15 protein-coding genes and 2 pseudogenes are annotated in these 17,847 nt (G+C 69.4%); 11 read left to right on the top strand and 6 right to left on the bottom strand.

From position 1 onward, the window contains the following. The first annotated feature begins 61 nt into the window (after nucleotides 1-61). A complete protein-coding gene (gene der, locus OG966_RS09240; RefSeq protein ID WP_326648969.1) occupies nucleotides 62-1,522 on the top strand; it encodes a ribosome biogenesis GTPase Der in 1,461 nt (486 codons plus the stop codon). A 104-nt stretch (nucleotides 1,523-1,626) separates the two neighbouring features. Here the strand turns inward: der and OG966_RS09235 are convergent, their stop codons facing one another. Both OG966_RS09235 and OG966_RS09230 read right to left on the bottom strand, forming a co-directional pair. Then, entirely contained in the window at nucleotides 1,627-1,917 is a 291-nt protein-coding gene (locus tag OG966_RS09235) for a hypothetical protein (protein ID WP_406732531.1), read from the bottom strand. Between the two features lie 248 nt (nucleotides 1,918-2,165). Next, on the bottom strand, nucleotides 2,166-2,945 hold the full coding sequence (locus tag OG966_RS09230; protein WP_326648967.1) for a hypothetical protein: 780 nt from the start codon (nucleotides 2,943-2,945) through the stop codon (nucleotides 2,166-2,168). Nucleotides 2,946-3,476: 531 nt separating this feature from the next. On the opposite strand from OG966_RS09230, the gene OG966_RS09225 reads away from it, so the two are divergent. Both OG966_RS09225 and OG966_RS09220 read left to right on the top strand, forming a co-directional pair. Beyond that, complete coding sequence (locus OG966_RS09225; RefSeq protein WP_326648966.1) at nucleotides 3,477-4,118, top strand: transglycosylase family protein; 642 nt, start codon at nucleotides 3,477-3,479, stop codon at nucleotides 4,116-4,118. 100 nt (nucleotides 4,119-4,218) lie between these two features. Continuing rightward, entirely contained in the window at nucleotides 4,219-4,806 is a 588-nt protein-coding gene (locus tag OG966_RS09220; RefSeq protein ID WP_326648965.1) for a transglycosylase family protein, read from the top strand. On the opposite strand, the pseudogene OG966_RS09215 reads toward OG966_RS09220, so the two are convergent. Continuing rightward, nucleotides 4,769-5,020: pseudogene (locus tag OG966_RS09215) on the bottom strand (ABC transporter); the annotation flags it as partial. The gene OG966_RS09220 and the pseudogene OG966_RS09215 sit on opposite strands and share 38 nt — an antisense overlap. Between OG966_RS09215 and OG966_RS09210 the strand changes: the two are divergent. From OG966_RS09210 to OG966_RS09195, 4 genes and pseudogenes are all read left to right on the top strand, one after another. Further along, nucleotides 5,014-5,841, top strand: a pseudogene (locus OG966_RS09210) (ABC transporter substrate-binding protein); the annotation flags it as partial. The pseudogenes OG966_RS09215 and OG966_RS09210 overlap by 7 nt on opposite strands. Nucleotides 5,842-5,896: 55 nt before the next feature. Then, nucleotides 5,897-7,183 carry a glycosyltransferase family 4 protein gene (locus OG966_RS09205; protein WP_326648964.1) on the top strand — a complete coding sequence of 429 codons (1,287 nt, stop codon included), beginning with the start codon at nucleotides 5,897-5,899 and terminating at the stop codon, nucleotides 7,181-7,183. After that, a complete protein-coding gene (locus OG966_RS09200; RefSeq protein ID WP_326648963.1) occupies nucleotides 7,180-7,980 on the top strand; it encodes a hypothetical protein in 801 nt (266 codons plus the stop codon). Before OG966_RS09205 ends, OG966_RS09200 begins: the two co-directional genes overlap by 4 nt. A gap of 61 nt (nucleotides 7,981-8,041) precedes the next feature. After that, on the top strand, nucleotides 8,042-9,001 hold the full coding sequence (locus OG966_RS09195; protein WP_326648962.1) for a helix-turn-helix transcriptional regulator: 960 nt from the start codon (nucleotides 8,042-8,044) through the stop codon (nucleotides 8,999-9,001). Here OG966_RS09195 and ctaD read toward each other — a convergent pair. Further along, a complete protein-coding gene (gene ctaD / locus OG966_RS09190; RefSeq protein ID WP_326655138.1) occupies nucleotides 8,961-10,670 on the bottom strand; it encodes an aa3-type cytochrome oxidase subunit I in 1,710 nt (569 codons plus the stop codon). The genes OG966_RS09195 and ctaD overlap by 41 nt on opposite strands. 416 nt (nucleotides 10,671-11,086) lie before the next feature. Here ctaD and OG966_RS09185 point away from each other — a divergent pair, with 416 nt between their 5' ends. Further along, a complete protein-coding gene (locus OG966_RS09185; RefSeq protein ID WP_326648960.1) occupies nucleotides 11,087-11,302 on the top strand; it encodes an I78 family peptidase inhibitor in 216 nt (71 codons plus the stop codon). A gap of 102 nt (nucleotides 11,303-11,404) precedes the next feature. Here the strand turns inward: OG966_RS09185 and OG966_RS09180 are convergent, their stop codons facing one another. After that, nucleotides 11,405-12,394: a phosphatase PAP2 family protein gene (locus OG966_RS09180; RefSeq protein ID WP_326648959.1), complete on the bottom strand. Its 990-nt coding sequence runs from the start codon at nucleotides 12,392-12,394 to the stop codon at nucleotides 11,405-11,407. Nucleotides 12,395-12,864: 470 nt separating this feature from the next. On the opposite strand from OG966_RS09180, the gene OG966_RS09175 reads away from it, so the two are divergent. Both OG966_RS09175 and OG966_RS09170 read left to right on the top strand, forming a co-directional pair. Beyond that, nucleotides 12,865-14,499: an MFS transporter gene (locus OG966_RS09175; RefSeq protein ID WP_326648958.1), complete on the top strand. Its 1,635-nt coding sequence runs from the start codon at nucleotides 12,865-12,867 to the stop codon at nucleotides 14,497-14,499. Nucleotides 14,500-14,612: 113 nt separating this feature from the next. Beyond that, nucleotides 14,613-15,803, top strand: a complete 1,191-nt coding sequence (locus OG966_RS09170; RefSeq protein ID WP_326648957.1) for an acyl-CoA dehydrogenase family protein — start codon at nucleotides 14,613-14,615, stop codon at nucleotides 15,801-15,803. A gap of 58 nt (nucleotides 15,804-15,861) precedes the next feature. Here the strand turns inward: OG966_RS09170 and OG966_RS09165 are convergent, their stop codons facing one another. After that, nucleotides 15,862-16,299 carry a cell division protein SepF gene (locus OG966_RS09165; protein WP_326648956.1) on the bottom strand — a complete coding sequence of 146 codons (438 nt, stop codon included), beginning with the start codon at nucleotides 16,297-16,299 and terminating at the stop codon, nucleotides 15,862-15,864. A gap of 249 nt (nucleotides 16,300-16,548) precedes the next feature. Here OG966_RS09165 and OG966_RS09160 point away from each other — a divergent pair, with 249 nt between their 5' ends. After that, entirely contained in the window at nucleotides 16,549-17,805 is a 1,257-nt protein-coding gene (locus tag OG966_RS09160; RefSeq protein WP_326648955.1) for a DUF5685 family protein, read from the top strand. Nucleotides 17,806-17,847 lie beyond the last annotated feature (42 nt).

Below are 17,847 nucleotides of genomic sequence, written 5' to 3'. Positions count from 1 at the left end.
AGCGGTCCATCGCCACGCGGCAGAAGCCGCACAATGTATGCGTGAACGAGGTACGGACTTCATGAACGACCAGATCCACTCCGGCGACGAGCACGGGGAGCTTGGCGACGCCGAGTACGCGGAGTTCATGGAGCTTGCCGCGGAAGAGGGCTTCGACGTCGACGACGTCGAGAACGCGATCGGGGAGGCCGGTCACGGCCCGCTGCCCGTCCTCGCTGTCGTCGGCCGCCCCAATGTCGGCAAGTCGACCTTGGTGAACCGCATCATCGGCCGCCGCGAGGCCGTCGTCGAGGACAAGCCCGGCGTCACCCGCGACCGCGTCACCTACGAGGCCGAGTGGGCGGGCCGCCGCTTCAAGGTCGTCGACACCGGCGGCTGGGAGCAGGACGTCCTCGGTATCGACGCCTCCGTCGCCGCCCAGGCCGAGTACGCGATCGAGGCCGCCGACGCGGTCGTCTTCGTCGTGGACTCCACGGTCGGCGCCACCGACACCGACGAGGCCGTCGTCAAACTGCTGCGCCGGGCCGGCAAGCCCGTCGTGCTCTGCGCCAACAAGGTCGACGGACCGAGCGGCGAGGCGGACGCGACCGCCCTGTGGTCGCTCGGTCTCGGCCAGCCGCACCCCGTCTCGTCCCTGCACGGCCGCGGTACGGGCGACATGCTCGACGCCGTCCTGGAGGCGCTGCCCGAGGCACCGGCCCAGACCTTCGGCAACGCCATCGGCGGCCCGCGCCGTATCGCCCTGATCGGCCGCCCGAACGTCGGCAAGTCCTCGCTGCTCAACAAGGTGGCGAACGAGGACCGGGTCGTCGTCAACGAGGTCGCCGGCACCACCCGTGACCCGGTCGACGAGCTGATCGAGCTCGGCGGTGTCACCTGGAAGTTCGTCGACACGGCCGGCATCCGCCGCCGCGTCCACCTCCAGGAGGGCGCGGACTACTACGCCTCGCTGCGTACCGCCGCCGCCGTGGAGAAGGCGGAGGTCGCGGTCGTACTGATCGACGCGACCGAGTCCATCAGCGTCCAGGACCAGCGGATCATCACCATGGCCGTCGAGGCGGGCCGCGCGATGGTCGTCGCGTTCAACAAGTGGGACAACCTCGACGAGGAACGCCGCTACTACCTCGAGCGTGAGATCGAGACCGAGCTCGGGCAGATCGCCTGGGCGCCGCGGGTCAATGTCTCCGCCCGTACCGGCCGCCACATGGAGAAGCTGGTCCCGGCGATCGAGACGGCGCTGGGGGGCTGGGAGACCCGGGTCCCGACCGGCCGCCTCAACGCGTTCCTCGGCGAGATCGTCGCCTCGCACCCGCACCCGATCCGCGGTGGCAAGCAGCCCCGCATCCTCTTCGGTACGCAGGCCGGCACCAAGCCGCCGCGGTTTGTGCTCTTCGCCTCCGGCTTCCTGGAGCACGGCTACCGCCGCTTCGTCGAGCGCCGGCTGCGCGAGGAGTTCGGCTTCGAGGGCACCCCGATCCACATCTCGGTGCGGGTGCGCGAGAAGCGCGGCCGCAAGAAGTGACGTAACGACGTGGCGCTGCCCCGGACCGGTGAACGGTCCGGGGCAGCGCCACAGGGGGCTCGCGATGGTTTCCCGCGTTGGTTACCCGCGATGCGCTTTGGCGGTCACAGACCTCTGCGGGGTGCCGGTGGCAGCGCGGCCGGCTTGTGCATCCCGCTGTGCGGCCGGACCCCCGGATACGGCTGCCAGGTCCCCGGGTGGACCGTATGGCCCGGATGACTCGGCGGTCCGCCGCGGCTGCTGTGCGGCCCCGTGCCGAAGGCCTTGAAGTCGAGATCCTCCTCCCCGCTCCGGTCGCCCGGAAAGGCCCGGAACGCCCTGCGGTACTCGGAGTAGAGCGCGTCGTAGATCGGCGTGGGCGAGGGCACTGCCGGTACGTCGCTCGAGGGGCGCATGGAAGGGATCTGGCTCTGGTACGGCTGGCGGGAGGGGTCGTATGAGTGCACGTACCTGAAACGACCCCGCCGTCGGACAGATGCGGTCTCGGCGGAGCCGGATTCTTCCGGGGACGGTACAAAGACGTGCGCCGGGCGTACGTTTCCGCACTCCCGGCGTATGCCGCCCGCCCCGTCGGCCGCTGTCCGGGTGCCCGTTCCTGGCCGGCACGGCCGGTGGCCGGCTTCCTGAATGACCGGGTGCCCGCTCAGGTGCCCGCGAGCGGCATGGCGGCGGCTACCAGCCGGCCGCCGGCCGCCGCCCTCTCCAGGGCCGCACGCAGCAGGTCCTCGCGGGGCTGCTGGCCGATGGAGCCCACCGGGGCGGCGAAGACCAGGACCGTGTGCGACTTGTTGGCGGCCGCGCGCCAGCCGTCCGTGACCTGCAGCGGCTGATGGGCCTGCCACCAGGCGACGGGGCTGCCGCCGCCGGTGCCGGGCTGGAGCACGGCGTGCAGCTGGCCCATGGCGACCAGGACGGACCAGCCGGGCAGCTGATTGGGCCGGTGATTCACGTCGGCGATCGGCAGGAAGCCCTGTTCGATGAGGAGCGGGAGGAAGTCGTCGCCGCCGTTGCCGGTCGTGCCGGGGCGGGAGATGGGCGCGGTCGGTTCGACGACCAGGGCCGGGTGCAGTTCGCCCTGGATCAGTACGAGACCGCTGGTGATGCCGAGAACGGCTTGCTTGGGACCGGCGCCGGAGATCTGCTGCTCCTCGCCGGTGATGGACCGTACCGCGCCCTGCAGTTGGTCCTCGGCGACCTGGACAACCTGTGAGGGGATGCAGGAGGCGTGGGCGAAGGCGAGAACGGCGGTCTCGTCGCCGACGAACAGCACCGTGCTGGTGCGCTCCTGCTCGGAGTCGCCCGGGGTGCGGCAGGAGGTGCAGTCGTAGCTGCCCGGGCTGTTCCTGCCGGCGAGCAGCCGGTTGGCTTCTTCGTCGCCGATCTCGGCGCGTACGTCCTCGCTGACGTCGAGCATGCGCGGCACGGGTGGCTCCTCGGACTTGAGCGGACATGTATACGTGCGCCGGGCGGTTCCCGGCTCGTGAAGAGCTCAACGGGTGAGCTGTGGCCGGAGTCACGCGCGAGAAGGAACGGAATCGCACCATCCGAAGCAAAGGGTGATGCAGCGGCCGGAATTGGTTACTCCATGTCAACGGCTGCTGAGTGCAAGGAAGTTGACGCGGTGAACAGAGTCACAGATCAGTTCACCGACAGGTCGACAAATCATGAAATCTGCGAATCAAGTGGGTGGCCGGAAATCGCCGATACTGCGAGTAACGGGCAACTGGCCTGGCATGACGAGGGATTGGTTGGTGTCAGAGGCTTGACCTCTCTAGATTCCTCGCCGTGTGCAGAGAGCACCGCCCGGGACAACCCGCCGGGCCGTACAGCCAGTACGGCACAGAAGCAGCACGGCACGACCACCTCTGGCGGGTGAGGCGGAGCGGACAAGGGCGCCGGATGCGCCGAAGTCCGCACCGCCCCGAGGGACCCCGGGTCCTTCGAGAGGGATTTGATGTTCACGAGTTCCCGTTCCATACGCAGGCGTGACACAGCAGCGCTCGTAGGTGCCGCACTGGTGGCACCGCTGGCACTGCTCGCCACCACGGGCGAGGCCCGGGCGGCGGACAACGGAGTATGGGACCGCATCGCATCGTGCGAGAGCGGCGGAAACTGGCACATCAACACAGGCAACGGCTACTACGGCGGGCTGCAGTTCTCCGCCGGTACCTGGCGGGCCTACGGTGGCGCGGCGTACGCGTCCACCGCCGACAGGGCGAGCAAGGGGCAGCAGATCGCTGTCGCCGCGAAGGTTCAGCGAGCGCAGGGCTGGGGCGCATGGCCCACCTGTGCGGCGCGGGCCGACGCGTACGGCAGTGCACCGGCCGCACCCAAGGTCAACGCCAAGGCCGAGAACAGGACCAAGGCCGAGAACAGGACCAAGGCCGAGGCTCCGGCGAAGGCGCCGGAGCGGTCGTCGAGCCACCCCGCCCGCGGCAGCGCCCGCGGCGGCGACTACACCGTCCGCAGCGGCGACACCCTCAGCGGGATCGCCGCCGCGAACGGCACGGACTGGCGCGCTCTGTACGTCGCCAACAAGACCGTCATCGGCGGTGATCCGAACCTGATCGTGCCCGGGCAGAAGCTCGCTCTCTGAGGCGTTCTTCGGCAGCCCCACCGGGTCCGACCGGGTGGGGCTGCCTGCCGCCCGGGCGCGGCACCCGCTCGCGCGGAACCGCACTGCCTAGCGTGACCCGATGCCGAAGATCAGCTTTTGGCCCGCGGCGCTGGTGGCCCTGCTGTTGGCAATCGTCCCGGTGCGCGCTGCGTACGCCGCGCCCCGGCTTCCGCCGCCACCGGCCCCCGGCCCTCCCGGTATCGGCGCCGACGCCGGATCGTGGGGCTGTGCCGCCGGCGGCTGGCCCTGGAGCTGCATCGCCGAGTGCGAGAGCGGCGGAGACTGGCACAGCAACACGGGCAACGGCTACTACGGTGGGCTGCAGTTCTGGCAGCCCACCTGGGAGGAGTACGGCGGACTCGTGTACGCGCCGCGTGCGGACCTCGCCACCCGCGAGGAGCAGATCGACGTGGCGGAGGAGGTGTTGCGTGTGCAGGGCTGGGAGGCCTGGCCCGTCTGTTCCAAGAAATACGGGCTCAGCGGGCGGGTCCATACGGTCGAGCCGGGCGACACGCTGTCCGCGATCGCCGCGCGTTACCGGATCAAGGGCGGCTGGCAGGCCCTCTACGCGGCCAACGAGAAGCTGATCGGGAACTCTCCGGACCGGCTCAAGGTGGGGACGATGCTGGTCATTCCGGCGTCGGCAGCTCGGCAGGCTCTCCACTGAACACGACTGATCCGCGGCGCAGTTCATGAACGACGACCGGCCTGCCGCCGTGGGGCAGGCCCGGCGGCAGTCGCTGTTCCGCGACCACGACCGCCGCGTCGAGCGCGCTCAGCAGCTCGTACGTACGGGCCGCGACGGATGGCGACAGGCCCTGGGCGGGCTCGTCGACAAGGACGACGCGGGCCGGTGAGAGCAGCGCGCGGGAGACCGCATCTGTACGGGATTTACGGCAGCCTCGCTCCGCGTACCGGAGACGGTCCCGGCCGGCACGGCACCCTCTACGGCGGGACCGAGGTCTACCGCTACTTCAAGCGCGTCCAGGGCGCACGCACCGCCGCTGTCGTCTCCTACAACCAGGCCGCGTCCGCCGCCTACGCCCGCCTTGTCACGCAGGGCCTGAAGACCGAGGGTTACCGGGTCGTCAGCGAACAGGTCGACTTCGCCCTGCCGAATTTCCGTGCGGTTGCCGCCGACATCCAACAGCAGGGCGCGGATCTGGTGTTCGACGCGATGGACACCCACGGCAACGCCCAGTTGTGCCGGGCGATGGACGCCGTCGGCGTACGGGTCACGGCCAAGGTCACCAATGTGCAGAACTGGGCATCCTCGGTACCGAAGGACTTCAAGAAATCCCCGAACTGCCGCAACGCCCTGTGGGTGACCGGATCGAGCCGCAACTACGAGGACCGCGGCCACCCCGCCGTACGCGCCTTCCGTGACGCCATGAAGGGCCGGGAGCTCTCCCAGTGGCAACTGGAGGGCTGGGCGGCCGCCATGTGGTTCACCGACGCCGCCAGATCCTGCGCGGCCGATCTCACGCGCGCCTGCGTCGAGAAGTTCCTGAACCGCCCGGAGCCGTACACCGCCCGTGGGCTGCTGCTCCCCGTCTCGTACGAGAAACCGGCCGAGCATCCCAAGACCCGCCGTACCTGTCTGTCGGTCGCCCGCTGGCAGGACGGCAGGGGGTGGGTCACCCAGAGCGGAGAGATGAACGACAACTGCTTCACCGTGCCCCAGCTCCCCTATCAGCCTTAGGAGCCAAGTAAAGTCCCGTCCTGCAGAGACCAAGACCAGGGGGACGCGGCAGCGTATGCACATTTCTTTCCTGCTCCACAACGCGTACGGCATCGGCGGGACGATCCGGACGACGTTCAACCTCGCCCATGCCCTGGCTCAGCAGCACGACGTCGAGATCGTCTCCGTCTTCCGCCACCGTGAGGAGCCGACCATGGGCGCCCCGGCCGGCGTCACCATGAAGCACCTGGTGGATCTGCGCAGGAACAGCCCGGACTACGACGGCAACGACCCGGAGTACAAGCGCCCGGCCAGGGTCTTCCCGCGCGGTGACGGCAGGCACAAGCAGTACAGCCGCCTCACCGACGCCCGGATCGCCGCCCATCTGGGATCCCTGCGGGCCGATGTCGTCGTCGGCACCCGGCCCGGGCTCAATGTGCATATCGCCCGGCAGACCAGGCGCGGCCCGGTCCGTGTCGCCCAGGAGCACCTCACGCTGGACAGCCACGGCTACCGGCTGCGCCGCGAGATCGGCCACCGCTACCGCCTGCTCGACGCGGTCATCACCGTCACCGAGGCGGACGCCCGGTCCTATCGCTCGCAGCTGAAGCTGCGCGGTGTGCGCATCGATTCCGTCCCCAACAGCGTGCCCGTGCCCACCGTCGCCCCGGCCGACGCCTCCAGCAAGTGGATCGTCGCGGCCGGCCGGCTGACCAAGGTCAAGCGGTACGACCTTCTGGTCAAGGCTTTCTCCAAGGTGGTCGCGGCCCGCCCCGACTGGCGGCTGCGGATCTACGGCAGCGGAGACGCGACGGGCAACGAGAAGAACGCCCTGCACGCCCTCATCGGGGAGCGCGGGCTGCACAACCATGTCTTTTTGATGGGGCCCGCGCATCCCCTCGAGCCGGAGTGGGTCAAGGGCTCGATCGCCGCCGTCACCTCCAGCATGGAGTCGTTCGGCATGACCATCGTCGAGGCGATGCGCTGCGGCGTCCCGGTCGTCTCCACCGACTGCCCGCACGGGCCCGGCGAGATCATCGAGGACGGTGTCGACGGCCGTCTGGTGCCGGTCGGCGACGTGGACGCGATCGCCGACGCACTGCTCGGGCTGATCAACGACGACGAACTGCGCCGGCGCACGGGCCTGGCCGCGCTCACCGCATCCGCCCGCTTCGACCCGGTGCGGATCGCGGAGCGCCACGAGGCCCTGCTCACCGACCTGGTCGCACGCGCCGGGAGCGGCCGCTCGCGCAGCGCGCTGCGGGATGCGGTGCACCGTGGCCGGGGCGCGGTGTACGACGCGGTCTACTCCCTGCGCTATCTGGCCGCCGACGCGATCCGGAAAAGGAACAAGGCCTCATGACCACGTCCACCACCTCGCCCACCGAGCGGCGGACGCCACGGGCGGACTGCTTCGCCGACGCGGCCTGCGGTATCACCTTCGACCTGGCCGGTGCCGGCTCGCCGGACGCGGTCCTCGTGCTGAAGCGGCGCGGCAAGGACGCCACGGACGAGGTGCGGCTGCGGCTGACCCCTTCGGAGGGCGGCACTTCGCGCGCCGTACTGCCCAGCACGGTCGAACTGGCCGAGGGCCACTGGGATGTCAGCATCGCGGGCGGGGACGCCGTCGAGTCGGGCATACGGGATCTGCGGGCGCTCCTCGACCGCGCCCCCGAGGCCGGCCGGATCGCCGTGCGTGTCCCGTACCCGACGGCGGCCGGCAAGCTCGCGGTGCGCTGCTGGGTGCGCGCGCCGCACGCCGAGGCCGGCGACATCGGCCTCGCGCCCGAGCGGGGCGCGGTGACGGTGGAGGGCCGGCTGTACGGGGGCGAGCTGGGCGAGGGAGCCGTCGCCGAGGCCAGGCTCCGCTCCGGCGACCGGGTCCACGAGGTGCCGGTGACAGGCGAGGGCGGCGCCTTCGCCTTCATTCTGCCGTGCGGGCCGATGGCCCAGGAGCCCGTCGCCAAGGAGCAGTTGTGGGAACTGTGGCTGCGCCCGGCCGCGGACGCCGCCGCGGTACGGATCTCCCGCATCCTCGACGACATCTGGGACAAGAAGGCTATTTTCGTGTACCCGAAGGTGGCCACGGACACCTGTCACGCCGCCGCCTGCTACACGGGCGACAACGACCTCGGCGTACGTCTCACCGCAGCGGGCTGACGTGCGCTCCGCGCCTGTTTGAGGACAGTCGCTGTCCTCAATGGCTGGCAGACTCGCAGTCATGTTGGAGACCTCGGCAAGACTGCTGCGCCTGCTCTCGCTGCTGCAGGCCCACCGCGAATGGTCCGGCTCCGATCTGGCCGACCGGCTCGGTGTCACGCCGCGTACGGTACGGCGCGATGTCGACCGGCTGCGCGAGCTCGGCTACCCGGTCAACGCCAGCCCCGGCACGGGCGGCGGCTATCAGCTGGGCGCCGGGGCCGAGTTGCCGCCGCTGCTGCTCGACGACGAGGAGGCTGTGGCCGTCGCGGTCGGTCTGCGTACCGCCGCCGGAAACGGCATCGAGGGCATCGGCGAAACGTCCGTACGCGCCCTGGCCAAGCTGGAGCAGGTGCTGCCCAGCAGGCTGCGCCGCCGGGTCGCCGCGCTCAACGCCTTCACCGTGCCGATGCTGCGCGGCCCGCAGGACTCCACTGTCGACGCGAGCGTGCTGACCGAGCTGGCCAACGCCTGCCGGGACAGCGAGCGGCTGCGTTTCGAATACCGCGACCACGGCGGCTCCGCCACCCGCCGCAGTGTCGAACCGCACCGCCTGGTCTGCACCGAGCGGCGCTGGTATCTCGTCGCCTGGGACCTGGAGCGCGCCGACTGGCGTACGTTCCGGGCCGACCGCATCACGCCGAAGCCGCCGCACGGACCGCACTTCACCCCGCGCACTCCGCCGGCCGAGCATCTCGCCGCGTATGTCTCCCGTGGCGTCTCCACCCGCGCCTATGCGGCCCAGGCGGTCATCCGGCTCCATACGTCCGCCGAGCTGGCAGCCAGGACCATCGGCCCGTCCGACGGGGTGCTGGAGGCGGTCGACGACAGCAGCTGTCTGCTGCGCACCGGAGCCGCGAGCCTGGATGTGCTGGTCATCCATGTGATGCTCATGGGCGTGGACTTCCAGGTGATCGAGCCACCGGAGCTGACCGAGCACATCAGGACGGTGCGGGACCGGCTGTCCCGCGCCCTCGGCTGATGGCCTCCTGCTCTTCCACCAGCTGCTCCAGTGCCGCGAATTCGGGATGGTGCAGATCGAAGGCGGGTGACTCCGAGCGGATGCGCGGGATGGTCACGAAGTTGTGGCGCGGCGGTGGGCAGGAGGTCGCCCACTCTAGCGAACGCCCGAACCCCCACGGGTCGTCCAGCTCGACCTTCTTCCCGTACTTGGCCGTCTTCCAGATGTTGTAGAGAAACGGCAGCGTCGAGATACCGAGAAGGAACGAGCCGATGGTCGAGATGGTGTTGAGGGCCGTGAAGCCGTCGTCCGCCAGATAGTCCGAGTACCGCCGCGGCATGCCCTCCGCGCCCAGCCAGTGCTGGACCAGGAAGGTGGTGTGGAAGCCGACGAAGAGCGTCCAGAACTGGATCTTGCCGAGCCGTTCGTCGAGCATCTTGCCGGTGAACTTGGGCCACCAGAAGTAGAAGCCGGCGAAGGTCGCGAAGACCACCGTGCCGAAGACGACGTAGTGGAAGTGCCCCACGACGAAGTACGAGTCGGTGACATGGAAGTCCATCGGGGGCGAGGCCAGGATGACGCCGGTCAGCCCGCCGAACAGGAACGACACCAGGAAGCCGACGGCCCACAGCATCGGTGTCTCGAACGACAGCGAGCCCCTGAGCATCGTCCCCGTCCAGTTGAAGAACTTCACCCCGGTGGGGATCGCGATCAGGAAGGACATGAAGGAGAAGAAGGGCAGCAGCACCGCTCCGGTGGCGAACATATGGTGCGCCCACACCACCACCGAGAGTCCGGTGATGGCCATGGTGGCGGCGACGAGCGTGAGATAGCCGAAGATCGGCTTCCGTGAGAAGACCGGGAGGATCTCGGTGACGATGCCGAAGAAGGGCAGCGCGATGATGTAGACCTCGGGATGGCCGAAGAACCAGAACAGGTGCTGCCACAGCAGCGCCCCGCCGAACTGCGGCTGGAACACCATTGACCCAAGCCGTCGGTCCGACTCCAGCACCAGCAGCGCCGCCGCGAGCACGGGGAAGGCGAACAGCACCAGGATCGACGTGAAGAGCACGTTCCAGGTGAAGATCGGCAGCCGGAACATCGTCATGCCGGGCGCGCGCATCCCCACGATGGTGGTGATGAAGTTGACCGAACCGAGGATCGTGCCGAAGCCCGCGAGCGCGAGCCCCATGATCCACATGTCGGCGCCGATACCCGGCGAGCGCTCCAGCGAGTTGAGCGGAGCGTAGGCGAACCAGCCGAAACTCGCCGGTCCGCTCGGGCTCAGCAGGGAGCCGAGCACAATCAGGGCGCCGAAGAGATACAGCCAGTACGAGAGCATGTTCAGCCGCGGGAAGGCCACGTCCGGTGAGCCGATCTGCAGCGGCATGATCTCGTTGGCGAAGCCGGCGAAGGCCGGAGTGGCGAAGAGCAGCAGCATGATGGTGCCGTGCATCGTGAACAGCTGGTTGAACTGGTTGTTGCTCATGAGCTGCAGCCCGGGGCGGGCCAGCTCGGCCCGCATCAGCAGGGCCATCACTCCGGCGATAAGGAAGAAGAGGAAAGACGTGATCAGGTAGAGATGCCCGATCTTCTTGTGGTCGGTGGTGGTCAGCCAGTCCACCAGTACGCTGCCCGGCCTCCGTGCCCGGGCCGGCCCCGCTGTGGCCTCGGCGGTCTCCGTACCCATCGCTGCCCCCTGGCTGTCCGCGGCTCGCGCTTCGGTCATTCGGTATCGGGCTCCAGTCATGATGCTCGCCGGCGGGTCGTCCCCAACAGGGTGCGTACGCGGCGGAGTCGACGTTCGGCCGGGAAACGGGACGAAGGGTCGGTTGATTCCGTAAGGAACCGATGAATTCGCTACGCCCCGTCAATTCGCCCTGTGTCACTTGCCGGAGGGTATTTCTGCCGGGAATTGAGCATGGTAGCCAAGGGCTCCTGAATTACTGCGCAAGCCGCTCTGAACTGCTCGTTCGAGTGACGGCGTTCGAGTTAAACGCGTGTCGTGATCCTGTGACAGAAGCGTGACCGATGAGGTACTTGGGACTGCTGATGCGAAAGCGGCCAGGCTTCCGTCACCGTCCGCCGCCGCCTACGGTGGGTGGCATGGTTCCCACACCGACTCCTCCCGCACAGCCCGACGACTCCCCCGAGGCGTATGTCGGTCTCGCCGCCGAGGACGCCGAGCAGCTGGCCCGCGAGCGCGGCTGGACCACCGTCAGAGCGCTGCCGCCGGGCGCGATCATCACCATGGAGTACCTGATGGGCCGGCTCAACTTTGAGGTCGAGGGCGGCACCGTCATCCGCTGCTGGCCCGGCTGACGGGGCCGAGAGTGCCGCGCGGCCGGCATCCGGGTACGACGAAGGCCCCGACCGCCCAGGTCGGGGCCTTCGTCGTACGGGCGGAAGCGCGCTCCGTGCCCGTCAGCCGCCCGTGGCCGGCCGTGAGGCCGGCGGACGGCGGCTGCCGGACGGAGTGATCGGTGTCCGCTCGGAGCGCACCGCGTGCGCCCGCGGCTGCGTGAGCTGCCCCGTCGTCCTCGTGCTGGACGGCGGCCGGGTGCTGCCGCTGCCTGCGGTCACCGGCTCACGGCTCTGTCCCTCGTCCTGCGTGGCCCCGCGCTGCGGGAACATCGAGGGCCTTGGACCGCCGGCCGCGACCGGCAGCGACGGAGCGATCCGACGGCGCGCACGCCACTGCTCGCGCAGCGAGAAGATCCAGGCCTCCGCACGGCCGATCAGCGGCTCGCACCAGGGCAGGGCGAGCAGGATCAGCAGCCCGGCGGCCCAGCCGAGCAGTACATCGCTCAGCCAGTGCGTACCGAGATAGACGGTCGTGAGGCCGACACCGAGGGAGACCACCGCCGAGAGTGCCGACAGATAGCGTCTCGCCCGCGGAGTGGTAGCCAGATACGCCAGGATTCCCCAGGTCACGACCGCGTTTGCGGTATGCCCGGAGGGAAATATATCGCCGCCGGCGAAGAGTTCGGCGGAACCGATCTGCGTCGCGTAGTGGGGGCCGAGGCGGCCGAGACCGATCTTGACGGCGCCAACTGTCGCATTGAGCAGCAGCAGCGAGGCGCCGAGCGCGAGCAGGGGGCGCAGGGTGTGCTGACGCCAGGAGCGCCAGCCCAGCCAGGCCGCCACCATCACGGCCGTAGGCCCGCGCTGGCCGAGCACCACGAAGTAGTCGAGAAAGGCGTGCAGCTCCGGCCACTGCTGGTAGGGCCGGAAGAGCATGACCTTCCAGTCGATGATCACCAGCCAGGTCGAGGCGAGCACGGCCACGACGATGGCGAGATAGAACGCCAACGTCCCGCCGAAGAGGGCGAGACGGGTGCGGCTCATCCGCGGGATCTCTATCTTCGGCGGTTCCGGCTCCCGGTCCAGCCGGGCAAAGATGTCGGTACGCACCCAATCGACGTTACAGCGAGTGAGTGTCGGCCCACGTCGAACCAGCCCGTTTGTGATGACGATGTGATGTGGAGTATGTCTCAGCTCCGGCTTTATTACGGGCCATTCCGGAAATCCCGGTGACGTCGTGTCCCATTTCTTCGGCAGCTCTCTCGGGAGGGCTCTTTCTGTGCATCAGAAATAGCTCACGGCTTGCCTGTAAGGGATTTTCCCATCATTCGGGAGTCGCCCGGGATCGGTTCCGGCGAGGCCCTGGTCAGGGCGTCCGGAGGGCATCCGAAGGGCCGCGGCGTGGCGTACGCCACACGCGGGCGGGCGTCGGGGTGAGAGATGGACCACGCGCCACACGCCTGAACTCGCGTACGCTGACGGCTCACTCGCCCGTCGATGCCGGGCCGCCCTGTGGGACACCACTTCATACCGTCCCCGGCTGGCCCACCGAGCGCGAGGGACTCATGGGAGGTACGTACATGTCCGGGACGATCACGGGCGGAGCACGGCATCGTGCCGCCGGCGGCGGTGTCAACCGCTGGATCGTCCTTGTCGTCCTCTGTATCAGCCTTCTGCTGGTCGCCCTCGACGCGACCGTGCTGCATGTCGCCGTCCCGTCCGTCACCGAGGAGCTCCGCCCCAGCGGCGTCGAGCTGCTGTGGATCGTGGACGCGTACCCCCTGGTCTGTGCCTCGCTGCTGATCCTCTTCGGCACTCTCGGCGACCGGGTCGGCCGCCGCCGCGTCCTGATGATCGGCTACGGACTCTTCGGCGCCGCCTCCGCGGTCGCCGCCCTCGCCACCAACCCCGAGGTGCTGATCGGCGCGCGCGCCCTGCTCGGCGTCGGCGGCGCGATGATCATGCCGGCGACGCTCTCGATCCTCCGTGCGGTCTTCCCGGACCGGCGGGAGCGGGCGATGGCGATCGGCATATGGACCGCGGTCGCCGCGGTCGGTGCCGCCACCGGACCCGTACTCGGCGGCTTTCTCGTCGAGCACTTCTGGTGGGGCTCGGTCTTCCTGATCAACATTCCGCTGATGGCGCTGATCCTGCCGATAGGCCGCTGGCTGCTGCCCGAGTCCAGGGGCGGCACCGACGGTCCCTGGGACGTGCTCGGCGCGCTGATGGCGGCAGGCGGAGTACTCGGCTCGGTCCTCGGCGTGAAGCGCCTGGGTGCCGGCGATACGGTCCTCGACGTCAGAACGGTCGGCCCGCTGCTGCTCGGCGGTTTGCTGATCGCCCTGTTCGTACGGCGGCAGAAGCGCCGTGAGCACCCGCTGATCGATATGCGGATGTTCGCCAGGGCCACGTTCTCCACCTCCGTCGGCTGCATCGTGCTCGCCATGCTCGCGCTGGTCGGCCTCGAGCTGATCGCCGTCCAGTACCTGCAGCTGGTCCTCGGCCTCAGCCCGCTGGAGACGGGCCTGCGGCTGCTGCCGCTGACCTTCGCCGCGATGGCCGCCGGCGCCACCGGCTCGCACACGCTGCACCGGATCGGTCCGCGCCGGATGGTCGGCTGGGGTTTCGTGCTGACCGCCGCGGCGGTCATGCTGCTGATCCTGATGGGACAGCACGACCGTCCGTGGCTGCTCACCACGGGCTTCGTACTCCTCGGCTTCGGACTGCAGACCACGCTGTTCGCCGCGTACGAGTCGATGCTCAGCGAGGCTCCGCCGGACCAGGCCGGCGGAGCTGCCGCGATCGGCGAGACCTCCTACCAGCTCGGTGCCGGCATGGGGATAGCCCTGCTCGGCAGCGTCATGAACGCGGCCTACGCGCCGTCGCTCCTCGGCCTCACAGGTGTTCCCGGCCCGGCGAGATCGGCTGCGGCCAACTCGCTGGGCGAGGCCTACCAGGTGGCGGACCGGCTGGGCGGCGCCTCCGGCGAGATGGTCCGCACCACCGCCCGCCACTCCTTCGTCAACGGCCTCCATGTCGCACTCCTGGTCAGCGCGGGTCTGCTGCTGCTCGGTGCGCTCGCCGCGCTGCGGCTGCCACGGGTCATGGAGTGCCCCACCGTCGAGAAGCGACCCCGGCCGAGGCGACCGGAAGTCTCGCTGCCGGCAAGCCGCGAGCCCGTCGAGGCGACCGGGTCTGGACGCACGGCACACTGAGACGTAACGTCAGCCCGTGCCGTAACTAACACTGCTAGTTTTCGGCGAGCCGGTCCGTCCTTCCCGTGAACTTTTCTGTGATCCGCTGTGTGAGCGCCACCGGAGGCCACGCCATGTCCGCACCCTCGAAGCTGCCGCCCTTCGACGCCGGCGACCCCCTCGGCCTCGACGATCTGCTCGAACCCGAGGACCTCGCGATCCGCGACACCGTCCGCACCTGGGCGGCCGACCGCGTCCTGCCGTACATCGCCGACTGGTACGAGCGCGGAGAGCTCCCCGCCATCCGCGAGCTGGCCCGTGAGCTCGGCTCGATCGGCGCGCTCGGCATGTCGCTGGAGGGATACGGCTGCGCGGGCGCCACCGCCGTCCAGTACGGGCTGGCCTGCCTGGAACTGGAGGCCGCCGACTCCGGCATCCGCTCCCTCGTCTCCGTACAGGGCTCGCTCGCCATGTACGCGATCCACCGCTTCGGCTCCGAGGAGCAGAAGCAGCGGTGGCTCCCGGGCATGGCGGCCGGCGAGATCATCGGCTGCTTCGGGCTGACCGAGCCCGACCACGGCTCCGACCCGGCCGGTATGCGCACCTTCGCCAAGCGCGACGGCGGTGACTGGGTGCTCACCGGCCGCAAGATGTGGATCACCAATGGCTCGGTGGCCGGTGTCGCCGTGGTGTGGGCGCAGACCGACGAAGGCATTCGCGGCTTCGTCGTACCGACCGACGCCGCCGGTTTCTCCGCGCCCGAGATCAAGCACAAGTGGTCCCTGCGCGCGAGCGTCACCAGCGAACTCGTCCTCGACGAGGTACGGCTGCCGGCCGACGCCGTACTGCCGGAAGTCACCGGACTGAAGGGCCCGCTGGGCTGTCTGTCGCACGCGCGCTACGGGATCGTCTGGGGCTCGATGGGCGCCGCGCGGTCCAGCTTCGAGGCGGCTGTCGAGTACGCGAAGACCCGCGAGCAGTTCGGCAGGCCGATCGGCGGCTTCCAGCTCACGCAGGCCAAGCTCGCCGACATGGCCGTCGAACTGCACAAGGGGATCCTGCTCGCGCACCATCTGGGCCGCCGTATGGACGCCGGGAAACTCCGCCCCGAACAGGTCAGCTTCGGGAAGCTCAACAATGTGCGGGAGGCGATCGAGATCTGCCGCACGTCGCGCACCATCCTCGGTGCGAACGGAATTTCGCTGGAGTACCCCGTGATGCGGCATGCGACGAACCTCGAGTCGGTGCTCACCTACGAGGGCACCGTCGAGATGCACCAGCTCGTGCTGGGCAAGGCGCTTACCGGTCTTGACGCCTTCCGGTAGGCCGGCGGCCTGTCGTCCTTGAACGCCGGACGGACTCGCCGGCCGGCGAGCACCTTGCTCAGCTCTGGTTGAAGAAACCGTCCTTCGCGGAGCGGCTTGCTGCCTCCCCGCTGACCACCTGAGTGTCGGCGGGGCTCAGCAGGAAGACCCGGGTGGCGACGCGCTCGATCGAGCCGCGCAGGCCGAAGGTCAGTCCCGCGGCGAAGTCCACCACTCGCTTTGCGTCGGTGGGCTCCATGGACGTGAGGTTCACGATGACCGGGACGCCGTCCCGGAACAGCTCGCCGATGGCACGGGCGTCCCGGAAGCTGTCCGGGGAGACCGTCGCGATCCGGCGGCCCTGCTCCTCGGCGGACTCGGAGGCCACGCGCACCCGCGGGTCGGTGACCCACGCGTCACCCGTCTCAGCACCCTCGGCGTACGCGTCGTCGTAGTAGCGCTCATCACTGTCCTCGACGAGTCCCAGCCAGGCGCTCGCCTTGCGCACAGATCCCATGGACGCCTCCTTCCGCTCCAGTCCGCTCATTGCGGTCTTTTCTCGTTCCTATCCCTATCGTCGTCCATGATGCGGATCGGGCGCCAAGTAGATAGTCGCCGCGCAGGGGATTCGTGACGGTACTGGTGCAGAAGATGTGGCGATTCGTCAAGATTCTTCCTGTGTACGGGGGGTTGTGGGCTCAAAATATGAAAGTCGGGCCAGGCGGGTGACGGTGGGCGCGTCCGGGTTAACGGAAGGCTCGATACGATGCCTGCCGCACTGTTGGACGACTCTCGGGGGACCGTCGTGTTCGGAATCGTCAGGCCATGCACTCATCGCCTCACCGACGGGCTCAAGGCCGAGTGGATGGCCCATCTGTGCGGGCTCTGTCTGGCACTTCGCTCCGACCACGGTCAGTTCGCCAGGGTCGTGACCAACTACGACGGCCTGATCGTCTCGGTTCTGACGGAGGCTCAGGCCGAGCGAACCCCCGCCTCCCGGCGCACCGCGGGCCCCTGCCCGCTGCGCGCCATGCGCACCGCGCCCGTCGCCCGGGGCGAGGGCGCACGCCTGGCGGCGGCCGTCTCGCTGGTGCTGGCGTCGGCGAAGGTACGGGACCACGTCGCCGACCGGGACGGGGTGTTGGCCCGCAAGCCGGTGGCCGCCGCGGCGCGCCGGGTCGCGGCGGGCTGGGACCGGGCCGGCGCGCGCACCGGCGCCGAGCTCGGCTTCGACACGGCGGTACTGCTCGACGCCGTCGACCGGCAGAGCGGGATCGAATCGCTGGCCGGTCCCGGCACCCCGCTGCTGACCGTCACCGAGCCGACCGAGACGGCGACCGCGGCAGCCTTCGCACATACCGCCGTACTCGCCGGAAGGCCGGAGAACGTGGCGCCGCTCGCAGAGGCGGGCAAGCTCTTCGGACGGCTGGCACATGTGCTGGATGCCGTGGAGGACAGGGAAACTGACGCAGCGTCGGGTGCCTGGAACCCGCTGACCGCGACCGGCACCTCACTGGCCGAGGCACGCCGGCTCGCCGACGACGCGGTGCACGGGGTGCGCCTCGCGCTGCGCGACGCCCGCTTCACGGACGACAGGCTGGTGCATGTGCTGCTCGCCCACGAGCTGCGCATCTCGGTGAACCGTGTGTTCGGCACTACGACCTGCTCGCACCAGGGGTACGGCGCGCCACAGCCGCCCCAGCACGGAAATCCGTACCAGGGCGGCGGCTACGGGCCGTACGGCCCGAACGCCCCCTACGGAGGTGGCAACCCGGGAGTGCCCGGCGGGCCCGGCGGCCCCGGTGGGATGCCTCCGCAGTTCGGCGGTGAACCGCCGAAGCCCAAGAAGCGCGGTTTCCTGGCAGGCTGCGCGGTCTTCACCGGGCTGTTCTGCACCTGCCAGATCTGCTGTGCCAAGGAGTACGAGGGCCCCTGGTCCCGCAAGAAGCGCGAGGGCTGCTGCCGAGACTGTGACTGTGACTGTTCCGGCTGCGACTGCTGCTGCCCCTGCGACGGCTGCTGACGGGCCATCGGGTCGGTTGGCGGCGGGTCACTTCAGGCGTCG

The organism is Streptomyces sp. NBC_01750 (assembly GCF_035918095.1).
In the GTDB taxonomy this organism is placed as follows: Bacteria; Actinomycetota; Actinomycetes; order Streptomycetales; family Streptomycetaceae; genus Streptomyces.
Note: the sequence above shows the minus strand (reverse complement) of the source record. Positions and strands in the feature narration are given on the sequence as shown.